This window comes from Klebsiella sp. BDA134-6, from assembly GCF_015601345.1.
In the GTDB taxonomy this organism is placed as follows: domain Bacteria; phylum Pseudomonadota; class Gammaproteobacteria; order Enterobacterales; family Enterobacteriaceae; genus Klebsiella; species Klebsiella grimontii.
Genome location: NZ_CP064784.1, coordinates 3,350,967 through 3,376,017, shown reverse-complemented (window position 1 = coordinate 3,376,017; position 25,051 = coordinate 3,350,967). Strand labels below are relative to the sequence as shown.

Genomic DNA, 25,051 nt, shown 5'->3' with positions numbered 1-25,051 from the left:
AAACCGTCGTCGGCGGCGGATTAGCGATCCTGACTGTGGCTTTCTCCAACGCCGCCAAAGTCGCTGATGATTTTCCATGACACCTGACCGACCACTTTGTCGGGGGTATCAAACGTGGCTGAGCTCATTGGCGCGACAAAAGTGGCTTTGGTAATAGGATGATTACCTATCGTTACCTCGTTGAAATTCATGTAAAAAGGCGTGGGATTCGTTACCGTGAGCCGACGGCCTGCCTGGCGCCATTTCAGCTTATGCGTCACCTGTTCCGGGGTGCCCTTGAGGGTTTTGGGGCGAAAAATGAGCTTAAGACGCGTTCTTACGGCGATTTGCAGCGTATTGGCGTTATCGGGGGCGGTGTTAGTCGGGATCGCCTTGACGTTTAGCCAGTAAAGCGATTCGCGATCGGCCGGCAGCAGGCCGCCAATATTGACGATCCGCAGCAGGTTTTGCTGGTTGCCGTCGAGGCGGAACAGCGGGGGCGTAATAATGAACGGCGGCTTACGCGGATTGTTATCGGCAGACTCAATCCACGACTGAATTAAATACGGAGCGCTATCGGAATTGCTGACGCTCAGCGAGGCCTCCTTTTTACCGCCGTCAAAGATCAGCCGCGTACCGCCAATAGTGACGCCGCCGCTTTCCGCCGCGGCCGCTAATCCGCTAGCCAGTAATATAAGCAAGAGGGGAAAGACTCTATATCCGTTATGCATGATAGCCATTTACTCCACAGATACGAAAAAGGGTTGGACCGGTTTTCGCCGGTCCGAGGAATAACGCCGACGAAATAGCAATGCGCCGGCGAAATATCCATTAGTTGTAATTAAGAGTAAAACTGCTGGTCGCGTTGGCGAATCCTGCGCTCACGGTATTAGCCGTCGCATAATAGCGGGCGACGAATGCGAGGTTATTATCGCCAGCCTGTAGTGGATACGCGGACGAGGCGGTATATAACGGCACCACGACATTCTTGTTATCCATTAATTGAATACCCACGCCCTTGGCGACGCCGGCTTCTTGCGTTAGCGCCAGAAGGGTGGCGACGTTGCTATCCGCCGTACCGTCGAATTTAACCGTGGCGGACTTCGCCGACTCAGGGCAATCTTTGAGGGCAATATTAAATTTAGTTGGCGAGGCCGTTGAGCCCGCGCCGGTGAAGGCACTGCTGGAGACGTTCCCCATCATGACCGACAGCGGGTTACTCATATTATTCACCACCGTGCAGGCGCTATCGGTGATGGAACCGTAAAAATTAATCCGGCCATCGTCGGCTAATACCGATGCGGAGAAGGCAGCCGCCGCCAGGCTAACGGCAATAAGACACTTTTTCATAAGGTTGTCCTTATAAGTAATGGGATAGGTAATACATTCGCGGAAAGAAGATATCCGTGAATATTTATTAATCCGATAGCCAGATGTCCGGAGAAAATAAGTTCAGTGATGCTGAAGCGTATTTTGGCAGAAGACATTTTGTATCAAAGTGTCTTGTTTAGTTTTATATATTTTGTTTGTTAACTTTGTCGTTATAAATGCCATGGATGGCGTTTATGCGATACTTAAAACTGCTTCTTGCGTTTTATGTGGTAAAAAATCTGGTGGGCTGCGGCGCGCTGGCGGAGGTCAGGATTCGCTGCGAAAGTAAAGAATGTAGATAATCTATTGATTATTAATGTTTTTAATTATTACCGCACTGGAAAACCTTACGACTTGACAGGTTATTGGCGATTCTTTATGTTGGTGACAATCTGATACATTATGTCAAGTAAGAAATATATTCCTTGTTGCTTCACCATATATTTTTAAATCTTGCAGCATTGCTCGCAGTATAAAGCACCGTATGCTGAATATTTCGGTGACCGAGATAATCCTGAATCAATCGGGTATCCATGCCCTTATCGGCCAGCGAAAAACCGCAGGCGTGACGCAGCATATGGGGATGCGCCGCAATCCTCAAACCGGCGCTTCGGCTGTAATGGCTAATTAACACGTGGATCCGCTGACGCGATAGCGGTGTTCCTTTTTGCGACAGAAAGAGCCAGTCGCTGTCGCTATTGCGATAGTTTTTACGCACCATCAGCCATTCACGGATAAACCCCATCTCGCTGGAAAAGAGGGGATGGGTGGTGGAAAACCCATTTTTAAGCCGTTTGACGTAGATTGAGTGGTTATGCAGGTCAAGGTCCGATAGCCGCCAGTGGCGAATTTCGCTGACGCGGCAGCCATGAATGAAGCACATCCAGATTAAACAACGGTCCCTCTCCGGGTTCGCCCCCTTGCTCGCTTCGTAAATGATTTTTTTAATCTCCGCTTCGGTGAGATATTTTCGTTTATTCATGATTAACCTCCTGAATAGCCATCAAATAATTATCCCTTCAGGCGTATTTCGCCCTGGGTAACGCAGTCAGCTGAGTGCGCCGGGTATGATTAAACAGCGGGGAGAGGATAGCAAGACGGCTCGGCCTTACTCGCCCGCCGCCGCGCGGGTCCTGCGGCTGTCGTTATAACCTGACATTCCTTCAACTTACTTTTATAAATTAAAAAATTTTAAACATTTAATGCGTGATAGTTTTACATTAATTTTACAAATGAATATGATTCCTTACGTTCTTCGCTCTGTCCGGGAGCGTCCAACTAACATGATATGCGGTCTGTGCTCTTATCTATTCGATAAGGCGCTATTTATATTAGATGTTTTGGTTTTTTCGACTGAAGTCGTATGGAATGAACTATGGACGAACGACAAGGTAGCGGGAGAGGGATTTTCTTCACCGTTTACCGATTACTCTTTGTATTACTCAACTTTGGCATTGGACTCTTTTTCACTTTCTGGGGAGGCAAACTCCTCTCTCTCGGCGGCAGCGCCTGGTATCTGTTAGCCGGTCTCGCTTATCTACTTATCGCCGTCGGCTATCTCATCCGCAGCCGCTATGTCCTGCCTTTTGCCATTCTGACTTTCCTGTTGACCCTTTGCTGGGCGCTGTATGAAGTGCAGTTCAGCTACTGGGGCCTGATCCCGCGGCTGGTGGTTCCCGCGCTGATGCTGATGCTGGCCCTGTGGCTGGCGGCGACGCTGCCGATGCGGCCTGCGCGGCGGCGCTACGCCAACTGGAGCGCCTCGGCGATTTTCCTGCTGCTGCTGGCGACCCTGGTATCAGCGTTTTACCCGCACGGCGCTATTCATAACGGCGTAGTCAAAGCGAGCGGCGACGCAACGCCGACCCTCGCGTCGAAAAACGATAATTGGGCGTTTTTTGGTCGCGATGCCTCCGGTACCCGTTTTGCGCCGTACGAAGAGATTACGCCGCAAAACGTCAAAAATCTGAAAGTGGCCTGGACGTACCACACCGGCCGCCGTCTTACCGGCGCCGGCATTGGCGTCGATGAAAATACCCCGTTGCAAATTGGCGACACGCTCTACTCCTGTACGCCGCTGAACGTTGTCACCGCGCTGGATGCGGATACCGGGAAAGCGCGCTGGCGTTTTGACCCGCACGCAGGTACCGCCGAACACGTCACCTGCCGCGGCGTTGGCTATTACGATGTACAAAGCGATGATTCGCTGAGCGCGGAAGAGAAGGCCAGCCCGGCGCTGCAGCAGTGCCCGCAGCGTATCCTGGTGTCGACCGTCGACGCCCGGTTGATCGCCCTGAACGCCAAAACCGGCGAACCGTGCGATGACTTTGGCGAGCATGGTAGCGTCGACCTGAAGCAGGGGATGGACAATACCGAAAACAGCAAACGCTACCACCCGACCTCGACGCCGGTGATTATGGGGCATATTGCGGTACTCGGCGGCTGGGTGCGCGATATCGTGCATGGCGAACCCTCCGGCGTGGTACGGGCGTTTGACGTACGAAACGGAAAGGTGGTGTGGGCGTGGGACGTTGGGCAGCCGGAAAACGTTACCGACCCGGTAAAAGGTCGCGTCTATACCCTCGAAACGCCGAACGTCTGGACAGTGCCGGGCTTTGATAAAGAGCTGAACCTGATTTATTTGCCAACCGGTAACGGTCCGCCGGACTACTGGGGCGGCGATCGCAACGCGGCCAAAGAGAAATACGGTTCTTCCGTGGTGGCGGTGGACGCCAGCACCGGCGAGACGAAGTGGGTCTTCCAGACCGTACATCATGATATCTGGGACTATGACCTGCCGTCGCAGCCGGTGCTGTTCCATATGAAAAATGAGCGGGGCGAAGAGGTTCCGGTCCTGATCCAGACTACCAAAACCGGGCAGATCTACGTGCTTGACCGTCGCAGCGGTAAGCCAGTGACCCGGGTAGAAGAGCGGCCCGTCGCCCGCGACGGCGCGGAAGGCGAACATCTCTCCGCCACTCAGCCGTTTTCCACCGGCATGCCGCAGCTGGGCGTCGAGCCGCTCACCGAGAAATCGATGTGGGGCGTGACGCCGTTCGATCAGCTGATGTGCCGTATCGATTTCAAAGAATCGACGTATCTGGGGATGTATACGCCGCCGTCAGAGAAACCGTATATCGAATGGCCAAGCCTGCTGGGCGGCATGAACTGGGGGGGCATGACTATCGATGAGCGCACCGGAACGCTGTTCGTCAACGATATGCGTATGCCGCTGAGAATGTCGCTGGTGCGGAAAGAGGATATGGCGAAATATAAAGTCTCCACCGACGAGGTGCCGGGCTTTATGGGGACCGTGCGTCCGCAAATCGCCGGGCCATACGGCGGCGTGCGGATCGATATTTTGCAGTCGGCGCTGGGCGTCCCCTGTAATACCCCGCCGTTTGGCACCATGAGCGCCATCGATCTCAATACTCGTCAGCTGATGTGGCAGGTCCCGATGGGGTCGGTGGAGGATACCGGGCCGCTGGGGCTGAAAACGCATATGCATATCCCGCTGGGGATGCCGACGCTGGGCGGCCCGACGTCAACCGCATCCGGTCTGGTGTTCTTCGCCGGAACCCAGGATAACTACCTGCGCGCGCTGGATTCCGCCACCGGTAAAGAGCTGTGGCGCGCCCGTCTGCCAGTAGGCGCCGTGGCGGCGCCGCTGATCTATAAATCACCAAAAAGCGGTAAAGAGTACGTGGTGATCTCCGCCGGGGGCGCCAGCCACTCGCCGGACGTGGGCGATGATATTATCGCCTTCGCGCTGGAGGAGTAATTAACCCCGATTGGCGCTTATGCAGCAGCCGCCCCTTTGTGGGCGGCTTTTTTTATGGTCTGAAGCCTGGCCGGCGCTAAACCACATGGCAGGCGACGCGGTGGCCGTCGGCGACCTCCCTTAATCCCGGGATTTCGCGCCGGCAGCGGTCGCTGGCCTGCGGACAGCGGGAGGAAAAGCGGCAGCCGGCGGGCGGCCTCGACGGATCGGGTATTTCACCTTGCACTACCGCCAGCGGCTCGCTATTCGGATCGAGGGTCGGGACCGCCGCCAGCAGCGCCTGCGTATACGGATGCAAAGGCCGGCTGAATAGCGCATCGCGACTGGCGGTCTCCACCAACTGGCCGAGGTACATCACCGCCACGTCATCGCACAGATGCTCTACCACGCCGAGGTCATGGGAGATAAACAAAAACGTCACCCCATGGTCGTCGCGCAGATCGGAAAACAGATTAATAATCTGTGCCTGAATCGACACATCGAGGGCCGAAATGGGTTCATCGGCAATAATAAAATCCGGGTTTAGGATCAGCGCCCGGGCAATGCCGATGCGCTGGCGCTGGCCGCCGGAAAACTCGTGCGGAAAACGATGGTAGTGCTGCGGCGCAAGACCGCAGATGCGCATGACATCAATGGTTTTGTCATACAGCTCCTCCCGGCGACAGAGCTTGTTCTCCAGCATCGCTTCACCGATGGCGTCACCGATGCGGATCCGCGGGTTTAACGAACTGTAGGGATCCTGAAACACCAGCTGGATTTTCGGGCGCAGCGCGCGCATTGCCCGCGGCGACAGTTCGGAAAGCTCCTGACCGCGAAACTTGACGCTACCGGCGGTCTTCTCATACAGCCCCAGCAGCGTACGGCCAACGGTGGTTTTCCCGCTGCCGGATTCGCCCACCAGGCCAAAAATCGTTCCCCGGCGAATCTTAAAGCTCACGCCATCCACCGCCCGCAGTTCGCCGGTCTGCTGACCGAACAGCCCGTCGCGCAGCGGGAAGTACTTTTTCAGCCCATCCACTTCAATCACGTATTCATGACTCATATCACGGACTCCGCGAGTTCACTATAAAAGCAGGCCGCCTGTTGGGTTTGCCCCACCAGCGGCGGAACGCCCTGGCGACAGCGCGCGGTCGCGTTGGCGCAGCGTTCGGCGAAGGCGCACCCGGCGGGCAGGGCGGCGAGGTCCGGCACCTGGCCGGGGATCGAGTAGAGGCGGCGGCGCCGTTCCCCCGGTACCGGACGGGAGGCAATCAGCCCCTGGGTATAGGGATGCTGCGGGTTGCGCAGAATATCGGCGGTCGCGCCCTGCTCGACGATCCGCCCGGCGTACATCACCACGACGTGCTCGGCCATCTGCGCGATGACCCCGAGATCGTGAGTAATCAGCATCATCGCCATCCGGTTGGCCCGCGCCTGGTCGCGCAGCAGGCGCAGAATTTGCGCCTGCACGGTCACATCCAGCGCGGTCGTCGGCTCATCGGCAATCAGCAGCTTCGGCTGACAGCTCAGCGCCATGGCGATCATCACCCGCTGCAGCATGCCGCCGGAGAGCTGATGTGGATAGCTGGCCATCAGGCTCTCCGCCCGCGCCAGCCCGACATGGGCGAGCAGCGCGGTAGCGTGCCGCCATGCGGCTTTCGGCGACTCGCCTCGGTGACGAATCAGCGGTTCGCACAGCTGCTCGCCAACGGTGAGTACCGGGTTCAGGGCGGTCATCGGCTCCTGAAAAATCATCGCCAGCTGATTGCCGCGCAGGTCGGACATGCGGGCCTTATTCAGCCGTAGCAGGTCCTGGCCCGCGAAAAGAATCTCTCCGCCGTCAATGCGAGCCGCCTGCGGCGGCAGCAGGCCCATTAACGACAGGGCGGTGACGCTTTTGCCGCAGCCGGATTCGCCGACCACGCCCACGGTCTGCCCAGCGTGGATAGAGAACGACACCTCCTGCACCGCGCGTACCCGGCTTTTGTCGGCGGCAAACGAGACCGAAAGCTGATTAAACGTCATTAACGGGCGACTCATTTCAGCCTCTGTTTCATTTTGGGATCCATCGCGTCGCGCAGGCCGTCGCCCAGCACGTTGATGGCAATAACGGTGATAAAAATGGCGATCCCCGGCGGCATCCACAGCCAGGGACGGCGCTGAAAGTCGATCAGGCTGTTGGCGGCGTCCATCATATTGCCCCACGACGGCGTTGGCGGCACCACCCCAAGCCCGAGGTAGCTGAGCGCCGACTCGCTGAGAATGGCGTTAGCCACCGCCATGGTCGCCATCACCACCAGAATCGGTACCGTATTCGGCAGCAGATGACCAAACAGGCGGCGTCGTGCCGACAGCCCCAGCACCTGGGTCGCCAGCATAAAGTCGCGCTCGCGCAGGGAGAGGCACTGTCCGCGCACCAGCCGCGCCAGCTTCGGCCACTCCAGCAGGCTCAGCATAATCACCACCATATAGATACGTGAGTCCGGCGAGAAATCGAGTTCGGACAGCATCGCGCCCGCGACAATCAGCAGCGGCAGGCCGGGGATGGTCATCACCAGGTCGGCAAAACGCATAATGAGTTTATCGGTCAGGCCGCCGGCGTAGCCAGACAGCGCGCCGAGCAGATAGCCAAGGGCGACCGACAGCAGCATGGTCAGCAGGCCAATAATCAGCGAAATGCGCCCGGCCAGCAGCAGGCGGGTATAGATATCGCGACCGAGAAAGTCGGTGCCCAGCCAGTGCGCCGCGCCGGGCGGCTTGTTGATCATCAGGGCGTCGGTGGCGTCGTCTTGCCACGGCGACCACAGCGGCCCCAGGACGCACCACAGGGCCATGACCGCCAGCAGCAGCAGGCACAGCATCGCCAGCCGGTTGCGGCGCAGCGCCCGCCAGGCCTGATGCCAGGGGGACGGGGTCACCTGGGCCAGCGCCGGGATTTCCGCCTTACGCAGGCGTTGGCTGGAAGAGAACAGAGAGCTAAGCATCAGGACCTCACGCGAATGCGCGGGTCGGCCCACGCGTAGAGCACATCGGCAATCAGGTTGCCAAGAATAGTGAGCACCGCCAGAAAAAGGGTGAAGCCCATTAACACCGGGTAGTCGCGGGCGGCCAGCGAATCGATATGAATATGCCCGGCCCCCGGCCAGTTAAACACTTTTTCGGTGATGATCGCCCCGGAGAAGAGTCCCGGAAGCTCGAAGCCGAGCAGGGTGATGATCGGCAGCAGGGCGTTACGCAGGGCGTGCTTGAGGATAACCGTGCGTTCGCGCAGCCCTTTGGCGCGGGCGGTACGGATAAAATCCATTTTCACCACATCGAGCATGCTGGCGCGAAAATAGCGGGTCAGGCTCCCCGCCTGGAGCATCACCAGCGCCAGTACCGGCAGCGCCAGATGGGCGGCGACCTGCAGCACATACTCCCAGCCGCTGTCGTCGCTGCCGGTATTGGTCATGCCGCCCACCGGTAGCCAGTGCAGATCGACGGCGAACCATTTGATCAGCAGCAGGCAGAGGAAAAAGGTCGGGAACGACATGGCGGCGAACACCGCGGCGCTCACCAGATGATCGAACGCAGAATTGGGCTTCAGCGCCGAGATCACGCCCACCGTCAGGCCAATTCCCCAGTAGAACACTAGCGCCACGCTGGCCAGCAGGAAGGAGTTCCAGATGTACTGGTTGAGCAGCTGACTGACCGGGATCTGGTACTGCAGCGAGAACCCCAGATCGCCGCGCAGCAGCTGGCCGAGCCAATGGAGATAGCGGGTGAGCAGCGGCTGATCCAGGCCGTAAATGGCTTTCAGTTCGGCGGCGCGAGCGGCGGTGAGGGTGATATTGCCATCGATAAAATCGCCCGGCGTTTTGGCAAACAGCATAAAAATGATAAAGGAGGCCAGCAGCAGTATCGGCAGCGTTTGCAGCAGCCGTCTCAGGATGAAATTTCTCATGACATTCTCACGTCAGCCGCCGGGAGGCCCGGCGGCTCAGGATTACTTAACGATTTTGACATCCGGCAGGCTGCCGGTCAGGCCGTTGTAGATATCCGGTTTGAAGCCGCTAACCCGGGCGCTGCTCGCCGAGAGAATTTCGCGGTAGCCGAGCAGGATCACCGGCGGGTCCTGCGCCAGCACCTGATACAGCCGGTGGTAGATTGGCTTACGTTTTTCCACGTCGAGCACCGAGTTGCCTTCGGTTATCAGCTTGTCAACCTGCGGATTGTTATAGCCGGACTCTTTCGCTTCCGCGCTGTAAAAATCCCACACGCCATCGTGCGGGTCATTAAGGGTGCTGGTGCTGAACGATGCCAGGTCGTAATTACCCGATTTACGCTGCGCCATCAGGGCGTTGAAGTCGACCACCTGCGGTTTTAACAGCACGCCAATCTGCTGCCAGTTCTCTTTGGCGATGGGGATCAGCGCATCGTTGAGCACTTTCTTGCTGACCAGCAGGGTTAACTCGAGGCGTTTGCCATCTTTAACGCGGATACCGTCTGCGCCCGGTTTCCAGCCGGCTTCGTCAAGCAGCTTTTTCGCCTGCGCCGGGTCATAGTGATACGGGTTCACCCCATCGGCGTTCCAGGCCCAGGAGATCGGCGCGATAGGCTCAATCGCCACTTTACCGTAGCCCTGGTAGACCACATCAATCAGCTTCTGGCGGTCGAGGCCGTAAATCAGCGCCTGGCGTACCTTCACGTCCTTCAGCGCCGGGCGGCGGAGGTTAAATTCCACCTGGCTGTAGTCGCTGGAACCGTAGAGGTTGATATTGGCAAAACCGAGCATTTTCAGCTGTTCGATATCATCAGGACGCGAGGTAAAGGCGTCGTAGTCGGTTTCGCCCGTCTGGAAGAGCTGGAAGTTGGTCGACGGGTTGGTCACGCGATAAATAAAGCGCGGAGTCGGCGGGGTTCCGCGATAAAAGTGGCTGTTGGCGTGGAAACGAATCTCCTGGCCGGGGATGTATTTGTCGTAAACGTAGGGACCGTTGCCCAGCGGTTTGCCGTGCAGGGTGCGCAGATAATCGAGATTCCCGCGCTGGTAGCCTTTGCCGTAATAGGCTTTGGAGAGGACCGGGCCGCCAATTTTTGCCAGCGTCGTCGCGCCCGGTTGGGTGGTGGTTACCTGGAGCGTTAAGGGATCAATCACTTTCAGGCCGCTGACGCTATCGGCTTTCCCCGCCTTGTAGTCCGCGCCGCCGGCGATATTGGCGAGCGTAATATCGGTATCGCCATCGTATTTCGGGTCCAGCAGCACGGTGAGGGTAAAGGCGACATCCTCGGCGGTCAGCGGCGAACCGTCGCTAAAGGTCAGGTTGGGACGCAGCTTGATGGTGTAGACCTTGTTATCCGAACTGACCGTCCAGCTTTCGGCGAGGCCCGGCACCAGCTTGCCGTGGCTGTCCCAGTCGATCAGGCGCGAGAAGATGACGTTGGTGACGTTCTCATCCCAGCCGTTGACGAAGAAGTAGGGGTTAAATATACCCTGCGGCTCGGAGATGCCGGCCACGACGGTATCTTTGCGCAGTTTCGCCGCCGCGGGGATCTGGCTGGCATCGCTGGCCGGGGTGATCCCTTCTTTTAAAATGTCGTCGGCGATGGCGACAGAAGAAAATGCCACCGCGCCGCCGAGCAACGCTATTTTCAGAGCAAGCGCGAACCGCGTTTGTTTGGTTTTTAACCCGTGCAGTAGTCTGGACAAAAGTGCTCCCTCATCAATTGATTGCGTTGAGTATTTACAAATCATGACGAAAGATAAGAGGCGCATCGCAGCCTGTCTAACAACGAAAGGCTATGGCTTATAGCAATTTAGCATTAGCTATAATTCTGCATTAATCTGCCATTTTTGTGCTAAGCGCCAGCGTTCTCTGCTGTCTGCGGGGGAGAGAAAGGGGAAGGGCCGCCATCCGGCCGCAATGCTGCGGTAAGCAGTACGTAGCGTGCGGCGACCGCGGGCAGGCCCGGAACGTAAGCCGAAAGTTTATGGCGTCTGCCAGAGCGTATCCGGTTCGGAAAACCCCTCTTCGACCCGGGCGAAAAAGCGGCTGGCGTGCAGGCCGTCGACGAAGGCGTGATTGAATCTGCCCGCGACCGGGATAATGCCGTTTTTGAGCTTGCCCCAGGTGAGGGCGGGTACCGCTGCGCCGACGTAATACTCGGCGTGGGTCATGGCGCTGAAATGCAGCCATGGCAGGCAGCTGGCGCAGAAGAAGTTCTCGCCGTTGACGATAAGCGGCGCCGGCGCGGTCCGTTTCGCCGCGTCAATCTTCGGCGTAGCCGCAGCGCTAAAGGCGGCAAAGTCAGCGGCGTTATCGCACCAGACCTGGCGAAAACCTTCCTGCGCGGTCATCACCGGCGTCATCACAGCCAATTGATCATATTCGACAATCTCGTCGTCCAGCAGCCGCTGCTTAAGCTGTGGCACGTCGTTTGCCGCGCGCACCAGCCCGTAGAGCGCCAGCTGGAAAAAAGAGACGCCGCGATCTTTCGCGCATTCGTATAGCCGCTGCGCCTCGACGGGAACGCAGAGATTAAAGCTGGGGTTGGCAAAACCGCGATAAAAATCAAAATGATCTTTTCGCGGCCAGTGTTGTTTGTCGATTACGCGATAGTTGGCCACGGGCCTCTCCTGTTGGCTGACTTTCCTTCACTATGCGACGATTTCAATCAGGTTGCCATCGGGGTCTTTGATCACCGCTTCATAGTAGCCGTCACCGGTGGTTCGCGGTGGGGAAACCAGTATTCCCTGCGCGTCGGCGCGTTTCGCCAGCCTGTCGACATTTTCCGCGCCGCCAACGCTTATCGCCAGGTGCACCCAGCCGGTACGGTTATTATCCGCCGTCAGTGCGACCAGCCCCGGCTTGGTCATCAGCTCAATAGCAACGTTGTCGCCAATCTTGACAAAAAAGGACTCAAAACCGGGGTTGGTTTGGCTGCAGTACTTCTCATTGATCTCGCCGTCGAAAAACGACACCCAAAAATGGGCCTGTTGCTCAAGCTGGCGGGTCCATAGAGCGATGTGGGCAATTTTCATAGCAAACCTCTTGATAGGGTGAGTTGACAGTCAGGGCCGTAATGCACGATCATGCACTTTGTTGCTCGATGAAGATTTAATCAGGAGTTACTTGTGCTCGATTATGCTGCTTTCCCCAAACAACGACAAGCGCTTATTTGCCAGATTCTGCAGGAGAACGGCAGAGTGGTTTGCGCCGAGCTTGCCGACCGCCTTAACGTCTCCGAGCATACTATTCGCCGTGATTTACATGAACTTAGCCGGGAAGGGTATTGTAAAAAGGTCTACGGCGGCGCGGTGATGACCCTGCCGGAGGCGGGGGATTATAGCGAGCGCAAAGAGAAAAATACGGCGACAAAAAGCAGGATCGCGCAGAAGTGCGCAAAGCTGGTGAAGCCCGGCGGCTGCATTTTTATCGATACCGGCACCACCAACCTGGCGATGGCGGAAGCGTTACCAGCGGAGCTGGCGTTAACCGTGGTCACCAATTCTCCCGAGATCGCCGCCGTCCTGCTCAAGAAACCGCTGTACGATGTGGTCATGCTTGGCGGTCAGATCCAGCGGGCCAGCGGCGGCTGCGTGGGCGCCTCCGCGGTGGCGCAGATTCAGGGTATGCTTTTCGATCAGGGTTTTATCGGCGGCTGCGCTATGGCGCCCGAGTCTGGCCTGACAGGCTTTGACTACGCCGACTGCGAATTTAAAAAAGCGGTGATCAAGCAGTGCAGCGAAATCATAGTTGGCCTCACCTCCGATAAGATCCCGGCGGTGGCGCGCTTTATGGTGGTCGAAAGCAGCGCCATTGATGTGCTGGTGGTCGAGGAGAACATCAGTCGGGAATATCGCGACGCGTTTAGCGAACACGATATTCGTATTTACACCGTTTAAGCGCCGTATGGACTTACTTTGACAACGACGTGGCAATCAGGCGCAGGCCGAGGGCGCCCAGCACCGTGGCGGTGAGGATATCGATCTTACGCTTCATGCGCAGATAGACGCCGCGCGGTCGGGCGGAAGAGAGCACCAGGGCCACCAGCGAATACCAGCTGACGTCGATCAGAAAGCTCATCAGCGGCACGATATAGTAAAAGGCCAGCGGGATGCGCTCCGGCAGCAGGGCGGTAAAAATAGAGGCGAATACCAGCGCCGTTTTTGGGTTGCTGAGCTGGGTATACAGACCATCGCGGAAGGTTTTCAGCAGCGAATGTTCCGCCGCCATGCCACCTGCCGCAAAATCCATCGGCTGCGCCGCGCCGCGGTAAATTTTATACCCCAGCCAGAGCAGATAGAGGCCGCCTGCGACCTTCAGGCCAATAAACATTTCCGGCACCGCGGTCAGAACTTTTTGTAACCCCAGCATGGCCATAATTGAAAAGATGGCCGCTCCCGCGCCGGTGCCCAGCGCGGTGACTAGACCGTGCGTTCTTGAGCGCGCAACGGCGTTGCGGGCAACGTAAATGAAGCTCGGGCCGGGGCTAATCACGCCCATAATAAGGACGGCGGCAAGGGCCATCAGGCTGGATAAGAACATAAACGCTCCTGGTTGACGTTGAGCGCTAAAGTCGTATCTGGCTCCGGCTCATGATTGATTTCGCTCTCAAAAAATAAACAATCTTTACCCCTCTGTCACCCAACTTTGCGGGGTGATGTTTAGTTGCCCGTTCGAATAACGATTCCCATTTCGCGCGTCGGTGATAAACTGACTAAATGTGATCTTTGTCATATCGTCATTAAAACAGAGAAAAGAGACACTGCTATGCAACATATCATTGAGGGCTTCCTCAACTTCCAGAAAGAGATCTTCCCGCAACGTAAAGAGCTCTTCCGCAGCCTGGCATCCAGCCAGAATCCTAAAGCGCTGTTTATCTCTTGTTCAGATAGCCGCCTGGTGCCGGAGCTGGTGACCCAGCAGGAGCCGGGGCAGCTGTTTGTGATCCGTAACGCCGGGAATATCGTGCCCTCTTTCGGTCCTGAACCGGGCGGGGTTTCCGCCACCATCGAGTATGCCGTCGTCGCCCTGGGCGTGACCGATATCGTCATTTGCGGCCACTCCAACTGCGGCGCGATGAAAGCCATCGCCACCTGCCAGTGCCTGGACCCGATGCCTGCCGTCTCCCACTGGCTGCGCTACTCCGACGCGGCGAAAGCGGTCGTGGAGAAGAAAACCTGGGCCAACGAGACCGATAAAGTCAACGGAATGGTGCAGGAAAACGTCATCGCCCAGTTGAACAACATCAAAACCCACCCGTCGGTTGCCGTGGGCCTGCGCGATAGCACGCTGCGTCTGCACGGCTGGTTCTACGATATTGAAAGCGGCGATATTCGCGCGCTGGATAAAAACAGCAAGACCTTCGTGTCGCTGTCGGAAAACCCTGACGTCTATTTCGAATAAACCTCTCGCAGGGCACGGAAGCCCTCGTTCCCGCCTTATCTGCCATACTTATTACTCCTGCGTAGTCTGTTTTTTTAAGGGGAAGTAATGATCAAGCTGTGCGCAACCTGCGGCACTTCTTACGACGACGGCGACAACACCCTGAGCCGGTGCCGTATCTGTGAGGATGAACGTCAGTACGTCCCGGCCAGCGGCCAGACATGGATTGCATTAGAGACTCTGGTTCGCACTCACGTGAATAAGTGGCGGCAGCATAGCGGCGAGCTGTTGAGCATCAAGACGGTACCGAAATTTGCCATCGATCAGCGCGCGTTTCTGCTGCTCACCCCGCAGGGGAATATTCTGTGGGACTGCATCGCCAATCTGGACGCGGCGACAAAAACCCTGATCGCCGCGCTGGGCGGGATAAAAGCGATCGCCATTTCTCATCCTCACTACTACACCACGATGCAGACGTGGGCGGATGCCTTCGACGCGCAAATCTACCTTCATGCCAGCGATCGCGAATGGATTATGCGCGATAGCCCGGCAATCACGCTGTGGGAAGGGGATGCGCTGGAGATCCTCCCTGCGGTGCGGTTGCTGCGTCTGGGCGGGCATTTCGCCGGTGGCACCGTTCTGCACTGGGCAAAAGATGATGGCATCATGCTGGCGGGCGATATCATCCAGGTGACGCCGGGGGCGCACGCCGTTTCGTTTATGTGGAGCTATCCCAATTTGCTGCCGCTCGCGGCAGCCAGCGTCGAGAAGATCGTTGAGCGTCTGGGCGATACGCCCTTTGAAGCGCTGTACGGCGCCTTCGAGGGACAGAACGTCACGAAAAATGCCCGGCAGATCGTTTTAGATTCAGCGCAGAAGTATCTCGCCTGCCTGAATACGACGGCGCAGCGCTGAGGGCGCGCCGCCTGCGGCTTATACCACGCCGTCGCCGCCATCGGAGCACCACACCTGGCCGGAGGTGAAGGAGCAGGCGTCGGAAGCCAGGGTTACGTACAGCGGCGCAATCTCCACCGGTTGGCCGGGGCGACCTAGCGGCGTATCGGCGCCGAACTGACGAACTTTCTCATCCGGCTGGCCGCCGCTTGACTGCAGTACCGTCCAGTAGGGGCCGGGGGCGACGGCGTTAACCCGAATGCCCTTCGGCCCCAGCTGTTTGGCCAGCGACTTGGTGAACGCCACCAGGCACGCTTTGGTTTGCGCATAGTCCAGTAGGATGGGGCTTGGCTTAAAGGCCTGGACTGATGAAGTATTAATAATCGCGCTGTGTTCTTTAAGATGACGCAGGGCGGCTTTAGTGATCCAGAAGGCCGCATAAACGTTGGTTTTGAAGGTGGCGTCAAAGTCGGCGGTGGTCAATTCTTCCAGCGATTCGCAGTATTGCTGGCGTCCGGCATTATTGACCAGAATATCCAGCCCGCCGAGTTCGCTGACGGCCTGTTCGACCAGGGTTTCGCAGAAGGATTCGTCGCGCACATCTCCCGGAATCGCGACGGCCTGACGTCCTTCGGCCTCAATGAGAGCAATCACGGTTTCCGCATCGGACTCCTCTTCCGGCAGATAGTTGATCGCCACATCGGCGCCCTCTCGGGCGAAGGCGATCGCGACCGCGCGACCAATCCCGGAATCGCCGCCGGTAATCAGGGCGCGTTTGCCGGCGAGTCGACCGGCGCCGACATAGCTCAGTTCGCCGTGATCCGGCTGCGGCTTCATCTCTTCGGCAAGACCTGGCGGCGATTGCGGTTGGTCAACAAACGGGGGACGGGGATACTTCGCGGTATTATTAGCGTAATCGCTCATACTGACCTCCTCGTGTTAAAAGATTAAGCGTAGTTGCCTGGTCAGCCAGTGGTGGAATATCGAGGAATATTTGAACAGCTTCGCTTTTAGAATTTTTGCGCTTTTATTCATCTCCGAACGGTAATTCACTGATTGCCGGGAAACTTTTAAAAATGAGAAGCGACGGCAGCGTTGGCCATTTTAGGATTATTCTATCGCAAGCCTGACGGTATATTTAGGCGGGGATTAATACTGCCTGGCGCTCATATTTACGCGGGCGCTGAAAACATTAAAAATATTTCCCGATGATTCATCAGGCACGGAACTTGTGAAAATGAATAGTAGCAACCAGACTTATTAAGACAAAAGAAAAATACGCTGGAGGTATTGCTGATGAAAAAATTACTGGCTGTTATTTTCTGTTCGCTGATGGCGCAAGGCGTCTACGCCGCGGATGAAGGTGGGTTTAAAAAAGAGGCTGCTCCACCTCCGCCGCATAAAATTGATGATGGCTATCGCGGGACTGAAGATGGTCGGATCATGACCGTGCGCCAGGCGCTGGATATGCACGATGGGGCAACCATTTCATTACGCGGCAATCTTATTGAGCAGCACGGCGACGATCGCTACAGCTTTCGCGATAAAACCGACACCATTGCGCTAATTATTCCCGCCGCGGTTTTTGATGGCCGCGAAGTGAAGCCCGATCAGATGATCAGCATCAACGGCAGCCTTGATAAAAAAATGACGCCGCCGGTGGTGCGGGTGGATCGGATCCAGAAATAATCGCTTAGTCAGGAGAAATGCATGTCCGTAAAAAATCCAGCCGACCCGGATAAGCGGGGCCGTCATCCGTCGAAAGAGGACCCGCGCGAACAGGGGGAAGTGCCGAGAAAAAGAGATGACAGCGAAGATCATAAAAAAGATCCCTGGCATCCGCAGTCCGGAAAGCGCTAGAACGGCCGCCCGTGAGGGCGGCTCGGGTTAAAAATCGATTGGCGACAAACGGCGGCGGGAGCGGCTAGCCGGCGTGGATATGGCCTTCGCTATCGCCGCGCCGATTTCCGCGCAGGCGGTGATCCCCTGAACAAAAGGCTGGTCGTGCATCAGCCAGGGGATGGCGGCAAAGGCGATGCGTCCGCGTACCTCAGAGGGCTCCAGTAACGTATAATCGTCTCCGACTTCCGGGATATCTTCGCCGGTCGCCAGCAGTTGCTCCCTTAGGTGCGGGAAGGGCAGATCTTTATTTTTCAGCGGTTTTTGCCCTCTGGCATCAATAAACACATCAAACGTATAGCGATTTTGTTCGCTGGTAAGCACCGTCTTTTCATGCTCTACCGCCATCTCATAGTTGTGCCCTAAGGCGAGAATACTGATGACGCCCGCTTCGCGCAGCGCCAGCAGTCGGCGGATAGACTCCGAAGGAATGGCTGCATAGCAGTCGATAAAGACCCGCGCAAGGCCATTTTTGAAACGCTCCCGGTCATGGTCATTAAGGTGAGGCACCATCGCCTGAACGGCTTCATGCAGCCGCAGGATCGCGTAGCGCCAGGGAACCGTATATCGCGCGCGCTTGTTGCGCTCAACTTCTTCGAGGTTATCCAGCGCCCAGTGGAACGGATTATGCTGCTGGCGATTAGCGAACCACGCCTCGCTGAAGCTGTCTGCATTCAGGCTGTGAAGGGCGATATTTTCGCTCCATAGGGAGTCGGCAAGCGCGATCTCCTTCGCTACCAGCTCAAAGACGCGATCGAGCAGACCGTCGCTCCCCGCGGCGATGGCGTGTTCCATCGCGCTTTCGCTCACGATGCTGAGCGGCTCCCAGGGAATAGGACAGTAAAAATCCGCTTCGGGAAGAATGCCGGAGCGCGACATCAACACGATTTTTAGCGCTTCGCTTGCCTCGTCCAGCCTGAAAGAGAGGGCGTCATCGTCGGACCCAATAAAGCGGCCGTGCTGGACGGCGACGGCCATCGCGGCATCGATCCCGCTGAGCGAGGTGCCCATAATCCCCACCCGGCAGGGGGGAATGCTGGCCTCCATGAGGCCGGACCACGGGCTGGGAAACCAGGTGCGCGTCGACTCTTCTTCGTCGGGCCAGACGTGGCCGGTGGCGATAACCGCGAGGTCAAAGGCTTCGTCGACCGGCTCATCTTCGACCCACATCCTCACCCCTTCTGCGGTCGCCTGCAGGTCGCTGACCCGGCAGGACTCATTGACCCGGATGTGAAAGCCCTGTTCTCTGGCCTCGGCGACCAGGCCAAGGAACTGGTCGCGAAAGTATTCGCCCAGCAGGATGCGCGGCAAAAATTGACGATCGTGCAACCCCTCATAATCGACGCCATAGCGCGCAAGGTGCGTCCGGCTCTGGGCCTTCAGCCAGTCGAGATAGGTGTTCTGGAGAGGCGGGATTTCAATACTGGCGATATTGGCCAGCATCATGCGCGAGTTTTCTTCATCGCTATAGGGCATGCCCACGCCCGCTTCCTCAGCCTGTTCGTAAATGGACACGTCCAGCGGCTCACCGCATTTAAGGAGTGAAAACAGGGTATAAATCCCGGTTGGACCGGCGCCGATAATGGCAATTTTCTTCATATAACTGACCCGCCGTTGTTGTTATCACATTTGTTGTCGGTGGCCTTCCGCCAGTTGAAAAGCTCCACGATAAATCATTTCCGGATAAGGGAAATCTGGCAGGATAATTGTGGTTCAAAATAAGGAAGAGGGCCAATCGCTGGCGTGCCTCTTCCTGGTGGTTAGTTACAGCGTTGCGGCTTCAGAACCAGGTTTCGAGCTGGGCGCCGAAGAATAGCGTACCCGCGCTGTGGTATCCGGCGCTGCCGAAGGTGTCCGTGGAGGAGTAGCCATCCAGCGCGTTGTCCCAGCGCATCCAGGTGGCAAAAAAGCGGATTTCCGGGCGCTCAAAGAAGTCCGTCACGTTCTGCAGCTTGAAGGTGGGGGCAAACGTCAGCTTGTAGTAGCTGCCGCTGGCGGGTCGGTTACCGTTAAAACCTTTCGGGTCGATATCCATATACTGATAACTGCTTTCGTACTGCAGGGCGAAGTTCTGATTGATCTGCTGGATGACCCGGGCGTTCAGCGTCACCCAGTTATAATGGTCAGCGTCGATATAGCGGCTATTACTACTCTGTGCGACGATCAGCGGTGCAATGCTCAGGCTGTCGGTAAGCGCGGTCATCCCATAGGTGGCAAACTTGATGGTCCAGGCCGGACTAATCAGATAGCCGTCGGAACCCGGGCCGCGTACTTCCGCCCCCAGCGCGCGGCCATACAGCAGCGCCGTTTTCGTGCTCCCCGGGCGCAGTCCGTAGAAGCTGTCGCCGTGCCAGGCCAGCATAGTGTTGAACCCTTGCGAGGCTGCTTTATCCGAAGCCAGCCCATCGTTTATCCGTTTATTATTGTCCTGCGAGTAGAGACCGTTGAGCATCCACTGTAATTTGCCCAGCCTGTTGTTAAGCGAGAAGGTGTAGTTTTGAATATAGGTGTTATCCGCTCCGGTCATATTGTTATATTCAACGTTGTCCATTGTCTCGATGTCATTGAAATTACGCCCGTATACCGCAAGATTGGTTTTTATATCCCCCGCGAAATTGACATCATAAATACCGGCGCCGGTACCGATTAAATTCATCATATCGGAATCAAGCCAGTGAATATCGAAATTATCCCGGTCTTCGCGCTTTCCGGCCCACAGCGTCGCCTGTTTAAATGCGCCGCTAAATGCGGGCATATCGCTCATCTCAACAAACGCCTGCCGGACGTTCATCTGGCCGTTGAAGGAACTATCCGTATTATAGGTTTTATCCCATTCGGCTATTTTCATGTAATAACGCAGCTGGCTATTATTATCATATTTTCGTCGGTAGTTGATATCGGCAGTAACATAGGTATCTGATTCATTACCCAGGCGCCCGACGCTGCCGCCGGTGCTGCCCGCAGGCGTCAGGGAAGGTCCCACGGTGGTGGTGGTACCTTTGCTGGTTAATATTCCGCTGCGCGCGTAGCCGCCGAATTTAATCTCTTGATTGTTATCTTGCGCGACCAGAGACTGCGGCGGCGTACTTTTTATTCGCGCTAAATCTTGCTCGGTTTTATGTTCTACGGCCTGTAATCTTTCTTGCGCGTGCGCCGCATTTTTTTCGGCGCTCGCCGCTCTCTTTTCCGCGCTATCTATTTTTCGCGTCGCATCCTGTAACTGGATGCGCGATTGTTTTAATTCGGCCTCGAGTCTTTCGAGCCGGGCGTTAATTTCACTCAGGGTCGTATCCGCAGCAGCGGCGGATGCTGGCAAAGCCAGCGCGCAAAGCGTAAGCATATAGGCTTTCATCATTAAGACCTGTATCGGGGTCGCTGTGCTCTGGACGTGCGGGTGCAGAGCACAGGTTACTGTGCCATTGAAATGGGTGGTTTAATCGGGTATTAAATTATTTTTCGGGCTGTATTAGTTTTTACGCCTCTTTGGTGGGTTTATTGGTTTTGACAAAAATGAAAGTCATTATAAAGGCAAAGATAAAGACGGCGATCCCGACGGTGATATAGGTAATAAACTGATAGCGATCGTAGAGATACATCAGCGGCGACAGCAGCACTGCCAGGCCGTAAGAGTTGGCTTTAATCGATAGCAGCGACAGGACCATGCCGCCCAGTGCTGAACTGGCGAGCATCACCATAATTGCGCGGAGTCCGGACTGCATCACAATACCGAATAAAGCCGGTTCTGAAACGCCTAATAGCTGGGTCAGAGTGGCGGAAATACCGGCGGTTTTAAACGCGACATTTTTCGCTTTCACCGAAATAGCCAGACACACGGCGGCGTTGGCAAACCCATACATCGCGCACACTGTAATCAACGGGTTAAACCCGGTGCCGGCAATGAGCGAGGTTTCGATCATAATAAACATATGGTGCATCCCGGTCATCACGGCAATCGGATAGATAAAGCCGATTAACAAACCGCCGATACCCGCAGGTAGGGTCAGAAACTGCTGGATAGCCATCACCGCATAGTGTTCAAAACCATGTACCAGCGGCCCTAAAACCAGCAGCGCGATGGCCACCGCGATCAGGATGACGATAAACGGCGTGAAAATCAGATCCATTGAGTTCGGCATTATCCTGCGGAAGAAAATTTCCAGCTTTGCGCCAATAATGCCGGTGAGCAGGGCGGTTAAAATAGACCCCTGATAGCCCACCAGCGGAATAAAGCCAAACACATAAATCGGGCTGCTGTGGCCGTAGGCGACGTCGTAGGCGTTGGGCAGCGCAGGGGAGACCAGCATCAGGCCGATTAAAAAACCGATAATCGGCGTCCCGCCAAATTTCTTAAACGCCGACCAGCAAATAAACGCCGCCAGAAAAGCGAAAGCGGTGTCGCAGAGCACCGTGGTCAGCGTTTGCAGGGCTGCCGGGATCTCATGGATGCTGCCGCCAAACCACGCCTGGACGGTATCGTTAAAAATGACCCCCTTCAGGCCAAGAAACAGACCGGTGGCCCCGAGGACCGGGACAATCGGCACGAAGACATCCGATAAATTGCGAATTCCCCGCTGTAACCGGCCCGTACTCTGCTTCGTCATTTCGTCCTTGCTGATTTCGACCACCTGGTATTCGTTGACAAACTCCTGATAAACTTTATTAACGATCCCGGTTCCGAGGATTATCTGATACTGGCCTGAATTAAAAAATACGCCTTTGACTTCGCTAATATTGCGGATTCTATCGTCATCAATTTTCTGCCGATCTTTAACCTGCAAACGTAATCGCGTGGCGCAGTGGGTTGCGGAGGCAATGTTTTCCTTGCCGATGGTATTTACGATCTCAATGGCGATATTTTTATATTTGTTCATATTTAACTCATTCCTTAACGAGAATGGTTTGATAGGGTTTCAGGGTTGCGCCAGCGTCGGCATAATTATTGAGGACAATCTCACCTGCCGGGAGCGTAAAAGGCAGAGGTTGCGCGCTCAAATTGGTTATCGAGATGAAACGCTCTGTCTCCGTTGTCCGTTCGTAAGCAACGATACGATCGTCAACCTCCTCAATGGCGGCGAATGAACCATAGATCAGCGCCTGCGGATAGTGCCTATTTCGCAAGGCAATCATGGTCCGGTAAAACGAGAATACCGATTGTGCATCGTTTATCTGGCTTTGCGCGTTGACGCTGAAGTCGGTTGAGGAAAACGCCAGCCAGGGTTGTGCACCCTGGTTAAATCCGCCGTTGGGGCTCTTCGACCACGGAAAAGGGGTTCGCGAATTGTCGCGGGAGCGCTGGTTGATAAAACCCAGCGCCTGCTCTTCTGAGAAACCTTCCGCCAGGGAGCGATAGTAATTATCAATACTGGAAATATCGTCAAACTCGTCGATCGATTGCCGGCGGAAATTTTTCATCCCCAGCTCCTGGCCCTGATAAATAAATGGCGTCCCCTGCATAAAAAAATACATCGCGGCCAGCGCCGTGGCGCCGACATCATTCTGATAATCAGCGTCGCGGATAAGCTTGGACAGCGCGCGTGGCTGGTCGTGGTTTTCAATAAACGTTGTTCCCCAGCCTGCCTGACAAAAGGCGCGCTGGCTGGCAAAGAGCGCTTCTCTGAATTCTCGAACGCTCCAGCTGCGCTGTTTAAACCATTCCGAACCGTTTTCGACGTCGATATCGGCAGCGTGAAAATCGAAAATCATATTGAAGTAGCCGTCGGGCCCAATATAGCTGGCGTACTCTTCCAGGGGGACGCCCGGCGCCTCGCCCACGGTTACGCAGCGGCGGCGATTGAAGGTGCGTGCTTTTAGCTCATTAAGGAACCGTTCAATACCCGGACGATTGCGCGATTTACTTTTAATAGATACCAGACCATCAATACCGTCTGCGGGCAGAGAGGCATAGTCCTGATCCTTTTTAATAAAGGTAATGGCGTCGATGCGAAAACCAGCGATGCCTTTATCCAGCCACCAGTTAATCATGGCGTAGATTTCCTCGCGCAGCTGCGGGTTTTCCCAGTTGAGGTCTGGCTGCTTTTTATGAAAAACGTGCAGATAGTAGTTCTCTTCGCCAGCCACTTTTTCCCATGCGCTGCCGCCAAAAATCGATCGCCAGTTATTTGGCGCGCCTCCCGCCACGGCGGGTTTAAAGATGTAGTAATCACGATATTTCGATTGAGGGTCGGCCAGCGCGGCCTGAAACCAGCGGTGCTCATCGCTGGTATGGTTGACCACCAGATCGACCATCACCGCAATTCCCAGCTCGCCAGCCTGTGCAATCAGGTCGTCCACATCCTGCATCTGGCCTAAATCGGGATTCACCGCGTAGTAGTCCGCGATATCGTAGCCGTTATCCGCATCCGGCGAGCGGTAGAACGGCGAAACCCATATCATGGTGATACCAAGCGTTTTAAGATACGGCAGTTTGGCGATAATGCCCCGAATGTCGCCCACGCCGTCGTTATTGCTGTCATAGAAGCTTTTTGGGTACACCTGATAAATCACGGCTTCTTTCCACCATGCGCCTTTTTGTGATTGATTCATTATTTCTCCTGAGTATGAAATCGATACCATATTGAGTGAAAAAAATTATGCGGAGGCCCTGATAACCAGCTCTGATTTCAGGTCTTCCTCGTCATAGCGATATTGCGTGTGGTTAATCAGGGCCAGCAGGCGTTCCACGGATATGCGACCTAGTTGCTCGATAGGTTGGCTAACGGTGGTGAGCGGAGTAGGGACCATTTCGGCCACGGGGAGGTTATCAAAGCCCATTACCGCCAGTTCTCCGGGAATGCTCACCCCTTTCGCTGTCAGCGCGGAGATCACGCCGCAGGCAACCTCATCGCTACCGGCGAAAATCGCGTCAGGGCGCTCGCCTTTAGCCATTTGTAGAATTTGCTCGGCCAGACGCTGCCCGTCGCGCCAGGTATGGACGTGGCGGAAAATCAGCCGCTCGTCAATGGACTGCTGCCCTTGCTGCATGGCGGCAATAAAGCCGCGGTTTCTTCTGCTGCCGTGGCCCTTTTGCTGGAATGCGCCGCCGGTAGAGTAGGCGATTCTTTTATAACCTTTGTGCAGCAGCCAGCTGACCGCGTTATAGGTCGCCAGTTCATCGTTCATTCTGACCACAGGTAGAGTGGTGTCATCGATGCTGGTGTTGCACAGCAGGATCGGGCCATATTTCTGATATTGCTCAATAACGTCTTTATCACTTTCGACGGCGCACAAGATAAGGCCGTCGATAATTTTTTTCTTCAGCAGGTCGAGACAGTTTTCTTCTTCGCCCGCGCTATTGTGGTTCTGGACGATCAGCACTGAATAGCCGTTTTTTCGCGCCGTGACTTCAAGGGCGTCGACCAGGCTGGCAAAAAACGGGTTGGTTATCCTGGAGATAAGCACGCCAATGCGGTGGGTTTTCACGCCGCGCATCTGCTGTGCGACGGTGCTCGGCTCGTAATCCAGCTCTTTCATGGCTGCGAGGATTTTTTCCTTTTTATCTTCAGAGATATAAGGATGATTGTTCAGGAAGCGGGATACCGTCGTGACCGACAGACCGGCTTTTACAGCGACGTCTTTTATGGTTGCCATGGTAGTTATGAAATCGATATCACATGAGCATAAAATATTTTTGCTCAGGGTTCGGGTCAACCGCCTTTTTGTAAAACATGATCTGACTCACAAGAAAGTTAACGACACGCTCTCCGCGTCGCGCGCAAAGCGCTGTGGATGAGAGGGGTTAAGCTTGCGATTCGGATCCTTATTCCCGCTTCGCTAACGCGAT

Annotated in this window: 23 protein-coding genes; 6 read left to right on the top strand and 17 right to left on the bottom strand. The window is 55.9% G+C overall.

The annotated features are described in order from the left end of the window. Positions 1–20: 20 nt before the first annotated feature. The 3 genes from IYV58_RS15610 to IYV58_RS15600 form a co-directional block, all read right to left on the bottom strand. Positions 21–710: a fimbrial biogenesis chaperone gene (locus IYV58_RS15610; RefSeq protein ID WP_139528815.1), complete on the bottom strand. Its 690-nt coding sequence runs from the start codon at positions 708–710 to the stop codon at positions 21–23. 100 nt (positions 711–810) lie between these two features. Continuing rightward, on the bottom strand, positions 811–1,329 hold the full coding sequence (locus IYV58_RS15605; RefSeq protein ID WP_049114357.1) for a fimbrial protein: 519 nt from the start codon (positions 1,327–1,329) through the stop codon (positions 811–813). Positions 1,330–1,783: 454 nt separating this feature from the next. Continuing rightward, on the bottom strand, positions 1,784–2,332 hold the full coding sequence (locus IYV58_RS15600; RefSeq protein WP_004119352.1) for a tyrosine-type DNA invertase: 549 nt from the start codon (positions 2,330–2,332) through the stop codon (positions 1,784–1,786). A gap of 393 nt (positions 2,333–2,725) precedes the next feature. On the opposite strand from IYV58_RS15600, the gene IYV58_RS15595 reads away from it, so the two are divergent. Then, entirely contained in the window at positions 2,726–5,131 is a 2,406-nt protein-coding gene (locus tag IYV58_RS15595; RefSeq protein ID WP_195729123.1) for a membrane-bound PQQ-dependent dehydrogenase, glucose/quinate/shikimate family, read from the top strand. A gap of 76 nt (positions 5,132–5,207) precedes the next feature. Here IYV58_RS15595 and IYV58_RS15590 read toward each other — a convergent pair whose 3' ends face one another. The 7 genes from IYV58_RS15590 to IYV58_RS15560 all read right to left on the bottom strand — a co-directional run bounded on the left by IYV58_RS15590 (position 5,208) and on the right by IYV58_RS15560 (position 12,131). Continuing rightward, positions 5,208–6,173, bottom strand: a complete 966-nt coding sequence (locus IYV58_RS15590) for an ABC transporter ATP-binding protein (protein ID WP_004119356.1) — start codon at positions 6,171–6,173, stop codon at positions 5,208–5,210. Then, the gene (locus IYV58_RS15585) at positions 6,170–7,150 is read right to left on the bottom strand and encodes an ABC transporter ATP-binding protein (protein WP_004119358.1); all 981 of its coding nucleotides are present in this window, start codon (positions 7,148–7,150) and stop codon (positions 6,170–6,172) included. The genes IYV58_RS15590 and IYV58_RS15585 overlap by 4 nt, the downstream gene beginning before the upstream one ends. Then, positions 7,147–8,094 carry an oligopeptide ABC transporter permease gene (opp4C, locus tag IYV58_RS15580; RefSeq protein WP_413784880.1) on the bottom strand — a complete coding sequence of 316 codons (948 nt, stop codon included), beginning with the start codon at positions 8,092–8,094 and terminating at the stop codon, positions 7,147–7,149. Before opp4C ends, IYV58_RS15585 begins: the two co-directional genes overlap by 4 nt. After that, positions 8,094–9,053: an ABC transporter permease gene (locus IYV58_RS15575; protein ID WP_195729122.1), complete on the bottom strand. Its 960-nt coding sequence runs from the start codon at positions 9,051–9,053 to the stop codon at positions 8,094–8,096. The genes opp4C and IYV58_RS15575 overlap by 1 nt, the downstream gene beginning before the upstream one ends. A gap of 42 nt (positions 9,054–9,095) precedes the next feature. Continuing rightward, complete coding sequence (locus IYV58_RS15570) at positions 9,096–10,799, bottom strand: ABC transporter substrate-binding protein (RefSeq protein ID WP_142445629.1); 1,704 nt, start codon at positions 10,797–10,799, stop codon at positions 9,096–9,098. A 279-nt stretch (positions 10,800–11,078) separates the two neighbouring features. Beyond that, positions 11,079–11,717: a CatA-like O-acetyltransferase, family 1 gene (locus IYV58_RS15565; RefSeq protein ID WP_049114371.1), complete on the bottom strand. Its 639-nt coding sequence runs from the start codon at positions 11,715–11,717 to the stop codon at positions 11,079–11,081. 30 nt (positions 11,718–11,747) lie between these two features. After that, the gene (locus IYV58_RS15560) at positions 11,748–12,131 is read right to left on the bottom strand and encodes a VOC family protein (RefSeq protein ID WP_004119372.1); all 384 of its coding nucleotides are present in this window, start codon (positions 12,129–12,131) and stop codon (positions 11,748–11,750) included. A 93-nt stretch (positions 12,132–12,224) separates the two neighbouring features. On the opposite strand from IYV58_RS15560, the gene IYV58_RS15555 reads away from it, so the two are divergent. Continuing rightward, a complete protein-coding gene (locus IYV58_RS15555; RefSeq protein WP_004119375.1) occupies positions 12,225–12,995 on the top strand; it encodes a DeoR/GlpR family DNA-binding transcription regulator in 771 nt (256 codons plus the stop codon). A 13-nt stretch (positions 12,996–13,008) separates the two neighbouring features. Here the strand turns inward: IYV58_RS15555 and IYV58_RS15550 are convergent, their stop codons facing one another. Next, entirely contained in the window at positions 13,009–13,638 is a 630-nt protein-coding gene (locus IYV58_RS15550; RefSeq protein ID WP_004119378.1) for a LysE family translocator, read from the bottom strand. 225 nt (positions 13,639–13,863) lie between these two features. Between IYV58_RS15550 and IYV58_RS15545 the strand changes: the two genes are divergently transcribed. Together IYV58_RS15545 and IYV58_RS15540 are read left to right on the top strand one after the other, a co-directional pair. Further along, a complete protein-coding gene (locus IYV58_RS15545; protein WP_004119381.1) occupies positions 13,864–14,499 on the top strand; it encodes a carbonic anhydrase in 636 nt (211 codons plus the stop codon). Between the two features lie 87 nt (positions 14,500–14,586). Further along, entirely contained in the window at positions 14,587–15,393 is an 807-nt protein-coding gene (locus tag IYV58_RS15540) for an MBL fold metallo-hydrolase (protein WP_195729121.1), read from the top strand. An 18-nt stretch (positions 15,394–15,411) separates the two neighbouring features. On the opposite strand, the gene IYV58_RS15535 is transcribed toward IYV58_RS15540, so the two are convergent. Further along, positions 15,412–16,296 (bottom strand): SDR family oxidoreductase, encoded by an 885-nt coding sequence (locus IYV58_RS15535; RefSeq protein ID WP_004119389.1) that lies wholly within the window; start codon positions 16,294–16,296, stop codon positions 15,412–15,414. Positions 16,297–16,668: 372 nt separating this feature from the next. On the opposite strand from IYV58_RS15535, the gene IYV58_RS15530 reads away from it, so the two are divergent. Further along, positions 16,669–17,061 carry a YdeI family stress tolerance OB fold protein gene (locus IYV58_RS15530; protein WP_004119392.1) on the top strand — a complete coding sequence of 131 codons (393 nt, stop codon included), beginning with the start codon at positions 16,669–16,671 and terminating at the stop codon, positions 17,059–17,061. Positions 17,062–17,082: 21 nt separating this feature from the next. Next, positions 17,083–17,232 (top strand): hypothetical protein, encoded by a 150-nt coding sequence (locus IYV58_RS15525; protein ID WP_004119395.1) that lies wholly within the window; start codon positions 17,083–17,085, stop codon positions 17,230–17,232. Between the two features lie 27 nt (positions 17,233–17,259). Here IYV58_RS15525 and IYV58_RS15520 read toward each other — a convergent pair whose 3' ends face one another. The 5 genes from IYV58_RS15520 to IYV58_RS15500 all read right to left on the bottom strand — a co-directional run bounded on the left by IYV58_RS15520 (position 17,260) and on the right by IYV58_RS15500 (position 24,858). Continuing rightward, positions 17,260–18,870 carry an FAD-NAD(P)-binding protein gene (locus IYV58_RS15520; protein WP_195729120.1) on the bottom strand — a complete coding sequence of 537 codons (1,611 nt, stop codon included), beginning with the start codon at positions 18,868–18,870 and terminating at the stop codon, positions 17,260–17,262. A gap of 181 nt (positions 18,871–19,051) precedes the next feature. Next, entirely contained in the window at positions 19,052–20,626 is a 1,575-nt protein-coding gene (locus tag IYV58_RS15515; protein WP_049113546.1) for a carbohydrate porin, read from the bottom strand. Positions 20,627–20,744: 118 nt separating this feature from the next. Beyond that, positions 20,745–22,142 (bottom strand): PTS transporter subunit EIIC, encoded by a 1,398-nt coding sequence (locus IYV58_RS15510; RefSeq protein ID WP_195729119.1) that lies wholly within the window; start codon positions 22,140–22,142, stop codon positions 20,745–20,747. A gap of 7 nt (positions 22,143–22,149) precedes the next feature. Then, positions 22,150–23,814, bottom strand: coding sequence for a glycoside hydrolase family 13 protein (locus IYV58_RS15505; protein WP_154901904.1), 1,665 nt, complete (start codon positions 23,812–23,814; stop codon positions 22,150–22,152). Between the two features lie 45 nt (positions 23,815–23,859). Then, on the bottom strand, positions 23,860–24,858 hold the full coding sequence (locus tag IYV58_RS15500; RefSeq protein ID WP_004119421.1) for a LacI family DNA-binding transcriptional regulator: 999 nt from the start codon (positions 24,856–24,858) through the stop codon (positions 23,860–23,862). Positions 24,859–25,051 lie beyond the last annotated feature (193 nt).

Bases quoted from the DNA above. Each gene is read 5' to 3' on its own strand.
- IYV58_RS15500 (WP_004119421.1), bottom strand. From the start codon at position 24,858: ATGGCAACCATAAAAGACGTCGCTGTAAAAGCCGGTCTGTCGGTCACG.
- IYV58_RS15535 (WP_004119389.1), bottom strand. From the start codon at position 16,296: ATGAGCGATTACGCTAATAATACCGCGAAGTATCCCCGTCCCCCGTTT.
- IYV58_RS15505 (WP_154901904.1), bottom strand. From the start codon at position 23,814: ATGAATCAATCACAAAAAGGCGCATGGTGGAAAGAAGCCGTGATTTAT.
- IYV58_RS15585 (WP_004119358.1), bottom strand. From the start codon at position 7,150: ATGAGTCGCCCGTTAATGACGTTTAATCAGCTTTCGGTCTCGTTTGCC.
- IYV58_RS15515 (WP_049113546.1), bottom strand. From the start codon at position 20,626: ATGATGAAAGCCTATATGCTTACGCTTTGCGCGCTGGCTTTGCCAGCA.
- IYV58_RS15540 (WP_195729121.1), top strand. From the start codon at position 14,587: ATGATCAAGCTGTGCGCAACCTGCGGCACTTCTTACGACGACGGCGAC.
- IYV58_RS15510 (WP_195729119.1), bottom strand. From the start codon at position 22,142: ATGAACAAATATAAAAATATCGCCATTGAGATCGTAAATACCATCGGC.
- opp4C (WP_413784880.1), bottom strand. From the start codon at position 8,094: ATGCTTAGCTCTCTGTTCTCTTCCAGCCAACGCCTGCGTAAGGCGGAA.
- IYV58_RS15520 (WP_195729120.1), bottom strand. From the start codon at position 18,870: ATGAAGAAAATTGCCATTATCGGCGCCGGTCCAACCGGGATTTATACC.
- IYV58_RS15595 (WP_195729123.1), top strand. From the start codon at position 2,726: ATGGACGAACGACAAGGTAGCGGGAGAGGGATTTTCTTCACCGTTTAC.
- IYV58_RS15590 (WP_004119356.1), bottom strand. From the start codon at position 6,173: ATGAGTCATGAATACGTGATTGAAGTGGATGGGCTGAAAAAGTACTTC.
- IYV58_RS15525 (WP_004119395.1), top strand. From the start codon at position 17,083: ATGTCCGTAAAAAATCCAGCCGACCCGGATAAGCGGGGCCGTCATCCG.
- IYV58_RS15600 (WP_004119352.1), bottom strand. From the start codon at position 2,332: ATGAATAAACGAAAATATCTCACCGAAGCGGAGATTAAAAAAATCATT.
- IYV58_RS15605 (WP_049114357.1), bottom strand. From the start codon at position 1,329: ATGAAAAAGTGTCTTATTGCCGTTAGCCTGGCGGCGGCTGCCTTCTCC.
- IYV58_RS15530 (WP_004119392.1), top strand. From the start codon at position 16,669: ATGAAAAAATTACTGGCTGTTATTTTCTGTTCGCTGATGGCGCAAGGC.
- IYV58_RS15575 (WP_195729122.1), bottom strand. From the start codon at position 9,053: ATGAGAAATTTCATCCTGAGACGGCTGCTGCAAACGCTGCCGATACTG.
- IYV58_RS15610 (WP_139528815.1), bottom strand. From the start codon at position 710: ATGCATAACGGATATAGAGTCTTTCCCCTCTTGCTTATATTACTGGCT.
- IYV58_RS15545 (WP_004119381.1), top strand. From the start codon at position 13,864: ATGCAACATATCATTGAGGGCTTCCTCAACTTCCAGAAAGAGATCTTC.
- IYV58_RS15560 (WP_004119372.1), bottom strand. From the start codon at position 12,131: ATGAAAATTGCCCACATCGCTCTATGGACCCGCCAGCTTGAGCAACAG.
- IYV58_RS15550 (WP_004119378.1), bottom strand. From the start codon at position 13,638: ATGTTCTTATCCAGCCTGATGGCCCTTGCCGCCGTCCTTATTATGGGC.